Origin of the sequence: Anabaena sp. FACHB-83 (genome assembly GCF_014697485.1) — a bacterium.
Classification (GTDB): domain Bacteria; phylum Cyanobacteriota; class Cyanobacteriia; order Cyanobacteriales; family Nostocaceae; genus Nostoc_B.
Genome location: NZ_JACJRY010000007.1, coordinates 312,035 through 324,819 on the forward strand (window position 1 = coordinate 312,035; position 12,785 = coordinate 324,819).

A 12,785-nucleotide genomic window follows, 5' to 3' on the forward strand; every position below is an offset into this window, starting at 1 on the left:
TAAAAATTAAAAATTAATTTACAAAAACTTTTCTCACCAGTATGCAATTGACAATATATTGAATATTGCAGTCTATGTTGCTTGAAAAATAAGGGCTTTTTTGCTCTTCGCTAGAGAGATATTATCGAAAAAGGCAGGCTATATGTTATTTAATTTACTAATTCAATAGCCAATTTCGCGGTGATGAACATAGCATAATTTTCTACAGGAAAAATTTTCCGTAGTTTTATTTACCAAATTATGCTGAAATTCACACAATCTTCAGAAAGAAAAACTTAGAAAACTCTGATGAAGGAGCTAAAGTTTTGTTAAGATGCAATTGCTAGGAATTTTTCAACGGGAACTATAGTCAGCGTGTTGAAAAATAAGTACTACTAGCCACACAGAGTTCAAAGGTGATGCAATGACCACCTATATTTTTTTTGATGATGCCCTGCGGATGCTTACTAACGCCTATTTGTTATCAGCTGTCCTGCTAATCGCAGCGTCTGGTATAGGGTTAGCAGTGATAGAAACAATTGAAAAAACAGGAGAACGCTAATTTATCGCCATAAGGTGTACTACTTGCCAAAAACCACAAAGCGCAAGTAGGTGTTCACCGTCAAGAAATCCTGGGAACACTAAATTGTGAAAGTCTCACAGCGTTGCAGAATTACCTGCAAGTCCAAAACATCCAGGTGACTGTGCGCTACTGAGACAAAAATCCAGGAGCAACACACATGAATTTAGTAGACAAAATCTTGGGCAAAGAAAACCAAGCCTCAGAAAAGTTGACATCAGCTGAAGCTTTTGCCGCTATTGCTTTGGTTGCAGTGACCTCAGATGCTGTACTTTCAGAACAGCAAGTGCATAATATTTCTGCTGTATTGTCACGGCTTAAGCTTTTTAGCAGTTATCCTGAAGAATTTATCAAAAAACTGTTAGAAAAAAACCTAAATATTCTGCGGTGTGATGGTTTTAATGCTCTCTTTAATGCAGCTAAAGAATCTTTATCGCCAGAATTGCGAGAAGTAGCTTTTGCGGTTGCGGCTGATTTGGTAATGACTGAAACCGTAGTTACTGAAGAAGAAAAAAATTTTTTAAATGACTTGTATCTGGCTTTAGATATTCCACGCGATAACGCGATTAAAATCTTGCAAGTTTTAATGGTGAAGAATCAAAGCGAATGAGTTTCACGTAGTCTAACGCATATCAATGGGAATTTTCTCTAACTTGATTTAGTTCAAGTTATAGATTTGGCTGCTTAAAACTAAGTTACATATTCTCCCGTTAATATGATTTGTTGCCATTGGCTAGTATAATTTAAATTCTAGTTTTAGTGTATGGTTATATATGAGTTTATAGTTATATAACTCAGGTGAATACCACAGTATATCGATGGGCAATAGTGGCTTATTGCTGCAAATTTGAGTATACTGTTTTTAAAAGTTAATTATTAAGTTTTTTGTCATGGCAATCCTATTACTAGAAGATGGTACAGTCGAAAGCGATTTCAGTGAGATATTGCGTGAACTTGCGCCTATTGGTGTACATCTCAAGCACTATGACCCTGGAACGTCACTACTGTTTACAAATCTTTTAGAACAGGATGTTTTGACAGCTTTAGAAAAGCAATACATTGTTGAGTTGCATAACGGTGTGTTTGAATGTCTCCAACAAGAAAACGGTTCTCTCTGGTGTGACTTGCTGAATGTGCATCCAGGTGTGCCGAATCTTCAGATGTTGATTGATACTTACAGTCGTTATCATACTCATACTGCGGCTGAACCACTGTATGTCTTAGCAGGAGAAATGATTTTTGGCTTTGTCAGACCAGATGGTAGCCAAGTCCAGTTGTTAGTGCAATCTCAAGACTATATTTCTATTCCCGCAGGTGTGGAGCATTGGTGTAGTTTGACAGCATCGTTAAATTTTAAAGCTGTGCGCTATTTCACTTCAGCCGAGGGTTGGCTACCCAATTACACAGGTACGCAGTTAAGTGATGCACGCCAGCAGCCGTAATTTATCGTAATATCATTCATAGTTAAAAAGATGCGATCGCAATTCTATAAATACCTATGGCTGTTAAAGTTGGAGACATTGCTCCTGATTTCACCTTACCTGCTCAAAATGGTACAACAGTCAGCTTAAAAGACTACCGTGGTCAAAAAGCTGTTGTACTATACTTTTATCCCAAAGACGATACACCTGGATGTACAGCCGAATCTTGTGCTTTCCGCGACCAATATGAAGTGTTTAAAGATGCTGGCGCGGAAGTGATTGGTGTCAGTGGTGATTCTAGCGAATCTCACCAGAAGTTTGCCGCTAAATATAATTTACCGTTTATTCTTTTAAGTGACAAAGGCGACCAAGTACGTAAGCAATATGGTGCGACGGCGGCTTTTGGTTTATTTCCTGGACGTGTCACCTATGTGATTGATCAGCAGGGAGTTGTGCAGTATGTGTTTGATTCCATGCTGAACTTTCAAGGGCATGTTACAGAAGCATTGAAGACTTTGCAAACTCTCAGCAAGTGAGTGATGAGTAATGAGTAATGAGTGCTGTACACTTCGACTTCGCTCAGTGTACGGCACTCAACACTCTTTATTTAAGTGAGGGTGATTTCTCCTGGATGATGTTATTGAGGGAAACCTTACCGTTTTTACCGTTAGTATGGCCGTTATTGTTGCGGGGTTGAATGACACCGTAACCGCCGTGGTTGCGTTCGTAAATCACGTTAATTTCTCCAGTTTCGGCGTTACGGAACATATAAAAGTCGTGTCCCACGAGTTGTAATTGTTCCAATGCTTCAGTGAGAGTCATTGGTGGCATGGAAAAATATTTTGTACGGACGACTTCGCTGGGTAATTCGGGGGTGCGATCGCCGATTAAATCTGGTATTACTGGTTCTGGGACGACTACTTCGTTTGTTGGTTGACTTTGAGTTTTCTTGTCTTGTCGCCTTTCTTTATATTTGCGTAATTGTCGCGCAATTTTATCTGCTACTAAATCTATGCTGGCGTATAAGTTTTCGCTGCTTTCCTCGGCACGGATGACACTTCCATTTGCATAGATAGTGACTTCGGCTGCTTGTTTCGGGTTAATTCGGGGATTGCGAGCTACGCTTAGGTGGACATCCACTTCATTTGTAATGTTCTGAAAGTGACTAACCGCTTTTTCTATCTTTTGATGCACGTAATCCCTAATTGCTTCGGTGATTTCAATATTTTTGCCGTGGATGACAAGCTTCATGTAAACTCTCCCGCTCTATATGTGATGTGTGATGTGAGTTTGTTTTGTGTGAAAGTAAGTTGCGGTAAGGTCTATGACTGTTGCCAAAACAAGTTTTTTAGTTTGATATACTGCTGAGTTGGCTCTAAATAATTTATTGCTTTCAATTTTCACGCGTTCCCTTGTATTGATATCCGCAGTGGATGTCTGCGCTTGTATCTTAATTCTTAGAGTCATCAGCCAGTTCATTCTTTCCTCTTATTTTGGCGTGATGCTTATTGCAGAGAATTCCTCCTAAGACCGTTGCGGTTATTTATATATTCAAACTAGCACTTTGTATTTTCTATAGCAGGTTCCCTTGACGTTCCTTTAAAATCCTTTGCAAAGCTTGACAATTGTTGCTTGCAACGATCAAAGTTGCAATATATTTCATTATTCCTTCAGTTGATTTTTGGCATGATTCGTAGTAGTAGACCGCTAGAGAAGCGTTGTTTGTTATATGACAAAAAATTGATGTCTTACACAGATGCACACGCATGGCAGCGATCGCTTCTTGCAGAACGCATTCAAGACCCCAGCCTCGATGATGTGTTAATCTTGCTAGAACATCCGCCTGTCTATACTTTGGGACAAGGTGCAACCCCAGAATTTCTCAAGTTTGACCTTGATCACAGTGATTTTGAAGTTCACAGAATTGAGCGTGGTGGCGAAGTGACTTATCATTGTCCTGGTCAATTGGTGGGGTATCCAATTTTAAATTTGCACCGCCATCGTAAAGATTTGCATTGGTACTTGCGTCAACTAGAGGAAGTGATTATTCGGGTGTTGGCTATTTATGGTTTGGCGGGCGATCGCATCCCCGATTTTACTGGTGTATGGTTAGAAAATCGCAAAGTTGCAGCGATCGGCATTAAAGTCAGCCGTTGGATTACGATGCACGGTTTTGCATTAAACGTATGTCCTGATATGACTGGCTTTCAACATATTGTCCCTTGCGGTATTGCAGATAAACCAGTCGCCAGTCTAGCAGAGTGGATTCCTGATATTACTTGCGAACAAGTGCGTCCTCATATTGTGCAATGTTTCGCAGATGTATTTGGTTTTGAAGTGGTGGAATCAACCCCATAATTGCAATTTAACAATTTTTTTCTGGTGGCAGTTGATTTTGTTGGAAATACTACTTAGTATCCTTCAATCTGACTAAGTTATCTATCTAACCACGTTAGAATATTGTAGTTTACTAACCAAAAGAGAAATTTGTTACAGAACTCAACTCAAATTTTGCGTGTGAACTCCCTAATTAATTTTCAGATGTATGCACCTGCGTTAAATTCCCTGAGACAGCGCGACTGGAAAGCGTTGATAGAACTATTTGACAGGGAAGACTGCGACGAAATTGAAGCCGACATCAACAAGAATTTGCACTTGAGGACACCTGAACCTTGTTGGGAAGATGATCCATTTGATTTCTTGCGGGAATATTTGTAGAGTTATTAGTCATTGGTCATTGGTCATTTGTATTAACAGCCTTGCTGAGTCAGGGAATGAATTTTGATGTATTGGAAATTTTTAACTCCTGATTCTCTCTGCGCCTTTGCGCCTCTGCGTGAGATAAATCATCCCGCAATTATGCAACGCCAGATTAATTTTTTGCACTCAGGCGGCTAAGGAAGGTACGTAGGCGATCGCTTTTTGGATTTGTGATCACTTCGTAAGCTGGGCCTTGTTCTGCTACTATGCCTTGATCCATAAATATCACCCGATGGGCAACTTCCCTGGCAAATTGCATTTCATGAGTGACGACTACCATTGTCATTCCCTCGGCGGCTAATTGCTGCATCACTTGTAAAACTTCACCGACAAGTTCGGGATCTAGGGCGCTGGTAGGTTCATCAAATAGCATAATCTGGGGATTCATACATAAGCTACGAGCGATCGCAACTCTTTGCTTTTGTCCACCAGATAGTTGTTCGGGATAAGCCGAGGCTTTATCAAATAAACCTACTTTTTCTAAATATAACCCCGCAAGTTGGGCGCTTTCTTTGGCGGTTTTGCCTAAAACTTTACGCGGCGCAAGTGTGAGATTTTCCAATACGCTGAGGTGAGGAAATAAATTGAATTGTTGAAAAACCATCCCGACTTGGGTACGGAGTTGGCGCAGTTGTTGACTGTTGAAATGAGATTGTGATAATTCAATCCCATTCACTACCAAAGAACCGTGATCAATACGTTCCAGGCGATTGAAGCATCGCAGTAAGGTACTTTTACCACAACCAGAGGTACCAATCACCGCCACAACTTCCCCTGACTGAATTTCGCCAGTGATTCCTTTAAGAACTTTGAGGGAACCAAAGTTTTTTTCAATATTTTCAAAAATAATGATAGGGTTAGAATTTTTCATAGCCCATTATAAATAAGATGATTAGGAAAATTTTCTGATGTTGTATTTGAAACCTATAGATCCCCCTAAATCCCCCTTAAAAAGGGGGACTTTGATTCATTTTCCCCCCTTTTTAAGGGGGGCTAGGGGGGATCAAGCAAAATATTTAATACTTCTCAGACATATTATTAGATTAAAGTTTAGGCGTTGGTGGCGCTGGTTGTTGGTGGTTAGTGTGAGTTGTGTCTTACTAACTGGCTGTAGTGTGAATGATAGCATTGGCAAAACTTTACGAGTAGCAACTGAACCAGCCTTTCCGCCGTTTGAGTTTAAAAGCCCAAATGGAGAATTGCAGGGTTTTTCTTATGATTTGATGAATGCGATCGCCTCTGCTGCTAATTTTAAAGTAGAGTTTCAAAGCATTCCTTTTGATGGCATTATCCCCGCAGTCCAAGCTAAAACCATTGATGCGGCGATAAGTTCCATTACAATTACCGCAGAACGCACCAAAACAGTTGATTTTTCCCGTCCTTATTTTAAGGCGGGGTTAGCGATCGCAGTTCGTAACAACAATCAAGATATTACTAATTTAGATAGTCTCAAGAATAAAAAACTAGCCGTCCAAATTGGGACAACAGGCGCAGAAAAAGCCAAAAATATTCCCGGTGTACAGATTCGCAGTTTTGATTCTGCACCTCTAGCCTTGCAAGAATTACTCAATGGGAATGTGGATGCAGTCATTAATGATGCACCTGTGACGTTATATGCCATTAATACAGGTAACTTGCAAGGGATTAAAATTATTCAACAATTGCTCACAGAAGAATATTATGGAATTGCCACAGCGAAAAATTCGCCTAATTTAACACTGATTAACGATGGTTTAGATAAAATTCTCAAGAATGGCGCGTATTCCCAAATCTACAAAAAATGGTTTAAGGCTGAAGCACCATCATTACCCGCTAAGTCTCCCTTTGCAAATCAGGTTAATGGAAATAAAGTTAATATATTCACATCATTAAATGTAATTTGGCGAGCTTTTCCTCTACTGTTACAAGGTGCATTTGTCACTCTCCAAATAACAGTTATTTCGGTAGTTTTAGGCTTAGTTAGTGGTTCCTTAATTGGCATTATTCGCCTTTCTCAGATTAAACCTGTGCGTTGGTTAGCCAGAGCATATATAGATTTTTTTCGCGGCACACCTTTGCTAGTCCAAATTTTTATGATTTACTTTGGTATACCCGCACTGGTGCAACAACTTGGTTTTACCTTTAGCTTCAATCCCTTTGTAGCTGGTGTAATTGCTTTAACATTAAACAGCGCCGCCTATATTGCCGAAATTGTCCGCGCGGGGATTCAATCAATTGAAACAGGACAAACCGAAGCAGCAGAATCACTTGGTTTAAGTGCTGTAGAAATAATGCGCTATGTAATTTTTCCCCAAGCTTTTCGGCGGATGATTCCACCTTTGGGTAATGAGTTTATTAGCTTATTAAAAGATACCAGCTTAGTTTCAGTTATTGGTTTTGAAGAATTGCTACGTAAAGGACAACTCATTATCGCTAGTAACTATCGCTCCTTTGAAATTTACGCTGCTATAGCCTTGGTTTATTTATGTTTGACACTGCTTTCTTCCCAAGCATTTAGCAAGTTAGAAGTGTGGATGAATCCGGTTAGACAGCAGAGGAAAATATGATCATAATGAGACATTTCCACAAATGAATGTATAGAAGTTACATAAAAATGACGCAACAAAAAACGAAAAAATGATTTTGCAGGGAGTTTGGGGGACGGTTACGTCCCTCAATCGGGGGTTTGGAGGAGAATCCCCCAAATCTTATACCGTTTCACTTTGTAAGCAACACCGAGATTGCCTAGTGCATTAACCTCACCTTTACGGTCGTTGATTTCCCGCGCGATCGCATTTGCGGATAATTTTTCTTGCAAAAGCCCTCTTAGGCAGATGAACAGGTGTAAACTCTGCATCTAAGATACGAAAACTAAATTGCTCCTGAGACCAGGAATGGGTTTATGATGAATGCAAATTCTCATGCAAACTCTCATATTTGGACGCTGACACCTACAGATGTCTACAAAACTCTCACCACAACTCCCCAAGGTATCAGCGAGGCAGAAGCTAATTTAAGATTAAAACAATCTGGTTATAACGAACTTCCCGAACCGCAAACCCGACCATTAATTCTGCGTTTTATTGACCAATTAACGCATTTTATGGCGTTGCTGTTGTGGGTGGCGGGAATTTTAGCGTTTATTTCCCAAACACCGGAATTAGGCTGGGCAATTTGGGCAGTTATTTGGATTAATGCTATTTTCAGTTTTTGGCAGGAATTTCAAGCGGAAAAAGCTTTATCAGCCCTGAAAAAAATCTTACCTTCTCAAGCCAAAGTTTATCGGGATGGTAAATTAACTGTGATTCCTACCCGTGAATTAGTTAGCGGCGATGTGATGCAGTTAGAAGAAGGCGATAAAATCTCCGCCGATGCCAGACTTGTGGAAAGTCAGTCTTTATATGTCGATGTCTCCATCCTTACCGGAGAATCTTTGCCAGTTCCCCGCATTAGCGAACCTGTCACCGTACTCAATATTCATGCTTCCGAAGCCAGTAACTTAGTATTTGCAGGTTCTACCGTCGCCGCCGGTCGCGGACTGGCGGTGGTATATGCAACGGGTACACATACAGAATTTGGTCAAGTCGCCCGTCTCACCGCCAATGTGCAGCGAGAAGCCAGTACTTTAGAAGTGCAGATTTCCAGAGTCGTTCACATCATTACTATCATTGCGTTGAGTATGGGGGTGGTGATATTTCTCCTGACTAAGTTGCTGGTGGGAATGCAACTACGCGAAAGTTTTATTTTTGCCATTGGGATTATTGTGGCATTTGTCCCTGAAGGCTTATTACCTACTGTGAGTTTAGCTTTAGCCATTGGTGTCAAGCGTATGGCTGCCAAAAATGCCTTAGTGCGGCGTTTATCTGCGGTGGAAACTCTTAGTGCAACAACGGTAATTTGCACCGACAAAACCGGGACTTTGACGAAAAATGAAATGACAGTCCGCCAATTGTGGATACCTAATACACAAATTAATGTGACTGGGGTAGGTTATGAACCCAAGGGAGAAGTAGAAATTCCCTCTCCTGAGTATGAATCCCAAGTGCAATTAATGTTAGCTGGTGCGGCGCTTTGTTCTAATGCACGGTTAGATCATCCTCCCAATTCCCATCAATGGCAAGCATTGGGTGATCCCACAGAAGCAGCGTTATTAGTAGCTGCAATTAAAGCTGGGTTGAATTTGGAGGAGTTGCAACACCAAGCACCCAGAAGGAGAGAAATCCCGTTTGATTCCCACCGCCGGATGATGACGGTTTTGCTAGAAGGACAATTGCCTTTAGAAAATGCAGAAAATTCTCAATATCTCATTTTTACCAAAGGCGCACCATTAGATGTATTACAACATTCACGCTATTTATGGCACACAGGTGAAAAGCCGGAACTGACCCAAACCCAGCGCGAGGAAATTATCGCCGCAAATGATCAACTAGCAAGTCAAGGTTATCGTGTTCTGGGAGTAGCCACAAGTCAAGGTAGTGCAGAATTAAACCAGCCAGATGATCATTTATTGGAACAAGATTTGACTTTTTTAGGATTGGTGGCCATGATTGACCCACCGCGCCCAGAAGTTGCGGATGCGATCGCTCTTTGTCATCGTGCCGGAATTCAGGTGACAATGATTACAGGTGATTATGGGTTAACAGCAGCTGCGATCGCTCAACGCATTAATTTAGTCAACGGCAAAGCTAAAATCATTACAGGCGAACAATTAGGCCATCTTTCAGATACACAATTACGGCAAATCCTCCACAAGCACAAAACTGGCTTGGTATTTGCCAGAGTCATGCCAGAACAGAAACTCAGATTAGTGGAAGCATACAAAACCCTTGGTCATATCGTCGCTGTAACTGGTGATGGTGTCAACGATGCCCCTGCCTTACGCGCAGCAAATATCGGCATCGCAATGGGAATCAGTGGTACAGATGTTGCCCGTGAAGCTGCGGATATTGTTCTCATCGATGATAATTTTGCCACTATCGTCTCCGCCATTGAACAAGGTAGGGCAGTATATCAAAATATCCGCAAATTCATGACTTATATTCTCGCCTCCAACATGGCAGAGTTTCTCCCTTTCCTGGCAATGGTGTTTCTGAAAATACCACCAGCTTTGTTAATTTTGCAAATCTTAGCCATTGACTTAGGTACAGATATGATTCCTGCACTAGCTTTAGGTGCAGAAAAACCCGAAGCCGGTTCAATGGAATTACCACCGCGCAAAAAATCCCAGTCACTCTTAGATTTACCCTTACTCCTGCGTGCTTACTGCTTTTTAGGACTCCTGGAAGGTTTAGCAGGTATGGCAGGATTTTTCTTTGTCTGGTGGACGAATGGCTATAATATTCCCCAATTACAAGCCCTCAGCCCCAGTATTCTCTCACACTCAGCCAGTGCAGCCACAATGGCGATTTATCATCAAGCCACAACCATGACCTTAGCTGTAATTGTCGCTTGCCAAGATGGTAACGTTTTTGCCTGTCGTTCCGAACGCTTTTCAATTTTGCGCTTAGGCTTTTTTAGCAACCGCTTAATTTGGGCGGGAATTGCCGTGGAATGGTGCTTAATCCTCTCTATTATTTATTCTCCTACCCTACAAACCATCTTCTCCACTGCACCTTTACAACCCTCTTACTGGCTAATCTTACTGTTATGTCCACCGTTTATCTTAATAGCCGACGAACTACGAAAGCGAATGATTGCTAAAGTCAACCATAAAAGCGATCCTGATATCTTGCACCATACTCAACACTTGTAGGATGGGCAATTCAAAAAAAATCACAATTGTGCAATAACCAATAACAAAAATTTTCTAGCTGGAGATCACCAACGAGGTGAATCGGAATTACATTACTAAAATAGCCAAAATTATTTTGCTTAATTCCCACATTTTTGTAGGGTTTATTTTCGGCAATAAAATTAATTTATAGTAATGCCAGCATATTGTTTAAAGCATACACTACACTATCTTTATTATTTTTTATATATTCACAACAAAGTTTATACCATACACTATTTTTTTTAGCAAGTACAAATTTTCTCAGTGTACTGACATCCCTAATGTATGTTGTTTTGATTAAAAAAATATTTAAAGTTAAAAAATTGCGTAGATTACTGAGATGATATTTTAGAGACTATTGTTCCCTACATTTATTTATACTTTCTTGACTCGCTTAGATTCGCTGAATCTAATTTTGCGGAGCCTTTCAATGTCTTTCACTAATGACCTATTGCAAGCTTTCAAGTCAACATTACCAGACAACAATGTAAATGTCGTAGTCGCTTTTCCAGGTTCTGGTGGTGATGGGCCAAGCTATGTGGATCTCACAATCACCAACGGTAATTTTCTCAATGGACTATATGACACCTATTGTATTGATGCCAATCAAACTATAGTTCCGGGGCAAACCTACCAAGCGCAAGTTTATTCTAGTTATGATGACCCGTTACCCACAGGGATCATTGATAAACCCGAAAACCTAGATGAGATCAACTGGCTAATCAATCAAAAATTTGTCGGACAAATATCTTCTGGAGGTTTCGGTGCCTATACTTCCGGCGATTTACAGGTAGCTATCTGGACTCTACTGGAGAACAGCTTTTCTTCCGGGATATTAAGTACAGTAGGGGCATACAATCAAAATCGAGTCACTCAGCTGGTTAATGCAGCCGTTCAAAATGGAGCAGGCTTTGTACCGGGCATTGGCCAAAATGGCACACCTCAAGATATTGCAATTATCGTTGTTCCTGTGAACCAAGCTGGAACTAATATTGCACAAAGTACGATTAATATTCTCAAGACGGCAGCTTTAGGTGATTTTGTCTGGGAAGACCTCAATGCCAATGGCGTTCAGGATGCCAATGAAGCGGGTGTGGCAGGTGTTACTGTTACCCTCACTGGTGGCGGCAAAGATGGTGTAATTGGTACAGCAGATGACACTACTGTCGCTACAACCACCGATGCCAATGGTTCTTATCTATTTCCACTTCTTGTGCCTGGTGTAGAGTACAAAGTTACCTTTAGCAACCTACCAACAGGTTTTGTCTTTACACAGTCCAATCAAGGTAATGATACAACCGATTCTGATGCTGACCCACTCACAGGTCAGACACAAATCATCAAGCTAAATCCAAATGAGTTCAATCGCACTATTGATGCAGGTATCTATAGAAAAGCCAGTTTAGGAGACTTCGTATTTAACGATGCCAACAACAACGGCATTCAAGATACAGGCGAAGTCGGAGTTGGTGGAGTCACAGTTCAACTCATCAACCCAACAAACGGTAGTGTCATCGCCACAACCACAACAGATAGTAGTGGTGGCTATCAATTTAGTGGCTTAACCCCAGGAGACTACCAAGTTAGATTTACAGCCCCCACAGGTTATAGTTTCTCCCCAGCCAACCAAGGCAGTAATGACGCATTAGACAGTGATGCCAACACCAGCACAGGTTTAACCCAAACAGTCACCCTAACATCAGGAGAATTCAACGGCACATTAGATGCAGGCTTAGTCGCCCTAGCCAGTTTGGGGAATTTCGTCTTTGAAGACAGCAATGCCAACGGCATTCAAGATGCCGGGGAAGCAGGAATTGGCAATGCCACAGTCAACCTGTTGAATGCCGCCGGGAATATCATCGCCACAACCACAACCGATGGTAATGGACTGTACTCATTCACCAACCTGCAACCAGGAGATTACAAAGTCCAATTTGTACAACCCAATGGCTTCAACGGTATTAGTCCTCGGAATGTAGGTGGAAATGATGCCATTGATAGTGATGGGTTAGTCTCGGATACAGTCAACCTGTCACCAGGAGAAAATGACACCACAGTTGATGCTGGGTTCTACAAAACGGCAGCATTAGGAGACTTCGTATTTAACGATGCCAACAACAACGGTATTCAAGATACAGGCGAAGTCGGAGTTGGTGGAGTCACAGTCGAACTGATTAACCCAACAAACGGTAGTGTCATCGCCACAACCACAACAGATAGTAGTGGTGGCTATCAATTTAGTGGCTTAACCCCAGGAGACTACCAAGTTAGATTTACAGCCCCCACAGGTTAT

At 41.2% G+C, this 12,785-nt stretch carries 12 protein-coding genes; 9 read left to right on the forward strand and 3 right to left on the reverse strand.

The features are described 5' to 3' along the window. Nucleotides 1–403 precede the first annotated feature (403 nt). The 4 genes from H6G79_RS12035 (at nucleotide 404) to H6G79_RS12050 (ending at nucleotide 2,516) form a co-directional block, all read left to right on the forward strand. Nucleotides 404–541, forward strand: coding sequence for a hypothetical protein (locus H6G79_RS12035; RefSeq protein ID WP_062294792.1), 138 nt, complete (start codon nucleotides 404–406; stop codon nucleotides 539–541). A 178-nt stretch (nucleotides 542–719) separates the two neighbouring features. Further along, complete coding sequence (locus tag H6G79_RS12040; protein ID WP_190588871.1) at nucleotides 720–1,169, forward strand: tellurite resistance TerB family protein; 450 nt, start codon at nucleotides 720–722, stop codon at nucleotides 1,167–1,169. Nucleotides 1,170–1,449: 280 nt separating this feature from the next. Continuing rightward, nucleotides 1,450–2,001: an acireductone dioxygenase gene (locus H6G79_RS12045; RefSeq protein WP_190588873.1), complete on the forward strand. Its 552-nt coding sequence runs from the start codon at nucleotides 1,450–1,452 to the stop codon at nucleotides 1,999–2,001. Between the two features lie 56 nt (nucleotides 2,002–2,057). Next, entirely contained in the window at nucleotides 2,058–2,516 is a 459-nt protein-coding gene (locus H6G79_RS12050; protein WP_190588880.1) for a peroxiredoxin, read from the forward strand. 67 nt (nucleotides 2,517–2,583) lie between these two features. Here H6G79_RS12050 and hpf read toward each other — a convergent pair whose 3' ends face one another. Further along, nucleotides 2,584–3,231: a ribosome hibernation-promoting factor, HPF/YfiA family gene (gene hpf, locus H6G79_RS12055; RefSeq protein WP_190588882.1), complete on the reverse strand. Its 648-nt coding sequence runs from the start codon at nucleotides 3,229–3,231 to the stop codon at nucleotides 2,584–2,586. A 435-nt stretch (nucleotides 3,232–3,666) separates the two neighbouring features. Between hpf and lipB the strand changes: the two genes are divergently transcribed. Then, the gene (lipB, locus tag H6G79_RS12060; RefSeq protein ID WP_190588883.1) at nucleotides 3,667–4,338 is read left to right on the forward strand and encodes a lipoyl(octanoyl) transferase LipB; all 672 of its coding nucleotides are present in this window, start codon (nucleotides 3,667–3,669) and stop codon (nucleotides 4,336–4,338) included. A gap of 159 nt (nucleotides 4,339–4,497) precedes the next feature. Continuing rightward, complete coding sequence (locus H6G79_RS12065) at nucleotides 4,498–4,698, forward strand: hypothetical protein (protein WP_190873811.1); 201 nt, start codon at nucleotides 4,498–4,500, stop codon at nucleotides 4,696–4,698. 154 nt (nucleotides 4,699–4,852) lie between these two features. Here H6G79_RS12065 and H6G79_RS12070 read toward each other — a convergent pair whose 3' ends face one another. Then, the gene (locus H6G79_RS12070) at nucleotides 4,853–5,611 is read right to left on the reverse strand and encodes an amino acid ABC transporter ATP-binding protein (protein ID WP_199333928.1); all 759 of its coding nucleotides are present in this window, start codon (nucleotides 5,609–5,611) and stop codon (nucleotides 4,853–4,855) included. A gap of 163 nt (nucleotides 5,612–5,774) precedes the next feature. Between H6G79_RS12070 and H6G79_RS12075 the strand changes: the two genes are divergently transcribed. After that, on the forward strand, nucleotides 5,775–7,286 hold the full coding sequence (locus H6G79_RS12075) for an ABC transporter permease subunit (protein ID WP_313933907.1): 1,512 nt from the start codon (nucleotides 5,775–5,777) through the stop codon (nucleotides 7,284–7,286). Between the two features lie 107 nt (nucleotides 7,287–7,393). Here H6G79_RS12075 and H6G79_RS12080 read toward each other — a convergent pair whose 3' ends face one another. After that, nucleotides 7,394–7,537 (reverse strand): hypothetical protein, encoded by a 144-nt coding sequence (locus H6G79_RS12080; protein WP_190588889.1) that lies wholly within the window; start codon nucleotides 7,535–7,537, stop codon nucleotides 7,394–7,396. An 84-nt stretch (nucleotides 7,538–7,621) separates the two neighbouring features. Between H6G79_RS12080 and H6G79_RS12085 the strand changes: the two genes are divergently transcribed. After that, on the forward strand, nucleotides 7,622–10,471 hold the full coding sequence (locus H6G79_RS12085) for a cation-transporting P-type ATPase (RefSeq protein ID WP_242048287.1): 2,850 nt from the start codon (nucleotides 7,622–7,624) through the stop codon (nucleotides 10,469–10,471). 451 nt (nucleotides 10,472–10,922) lie between these two features. Then, the coding region (locus tag H6G79_RS12090; RefSeq protein ID WP_191049355.1) for an SdrD B-like domain-containing protein at nucleotides 10,923–12,785 on the forward strand (1,863 nt) is incomplete at its 3' end.

Excerpts from the sequence above, each read along its gene's own strand:
- H6G79_RS12040 (WP_190588871.1), top strand. The coding sequence starts at position 720 with ATGAATTTAGTAGACAAAATCTTGGGCAAAGAAAACCAAGCCTCAGAA.
- H6G79_RS12070 (WP_199333928.1), bottom strand. The coding sequence starts at position 5,611 with ATGAAAAATTCTAACCCTATCATTATTTTTGAAAATATTGAAAAAAAC.
- hpf (WP_190588882.1), bottom strand. The coding sequence starts at position 3,231 with ATGAAGCTTGTCATCCACGGCAAAAATATTGAAATCACCGAAGCAATT.
- H6G79_RS12085 (WP_242048287.1), top strand. The coding sequence starts at position 7,622 with ATGATGAATGCAAATTCTCATGCAAACTCTCATATTTGGACGCTGACA.
- H6G79_RS12050 (WP_190588880.1), top strand. The coding sequence starts at position 2,058 with ATGGCTGTTAAAGTTGGAGACATTGCTCCTGATTTCACCTTACCTGCT.
- H6G79_RS12045 (WP_190588873.1), top strand. The coding sequence starts at position 1,450 with ATGGCAATCCTATTACTAGAAGATGGTACAGTCGAAAGCGATTTCAGT.
- H6G79_RS12035 (WP_062294792.1), top strand. The coding sequence starts at position 404 with ATGACCACCTATATTTTTTTTGATGATGCCCTGCGGATGCTTACTAAC.
- lipB (WP_190588883.1), top strand. The coding sequence starts at position 3,667 with ATGATTCGTAGTAGTAGACCGCTAGAGAAGCGTTGTTTGTTATATGAC.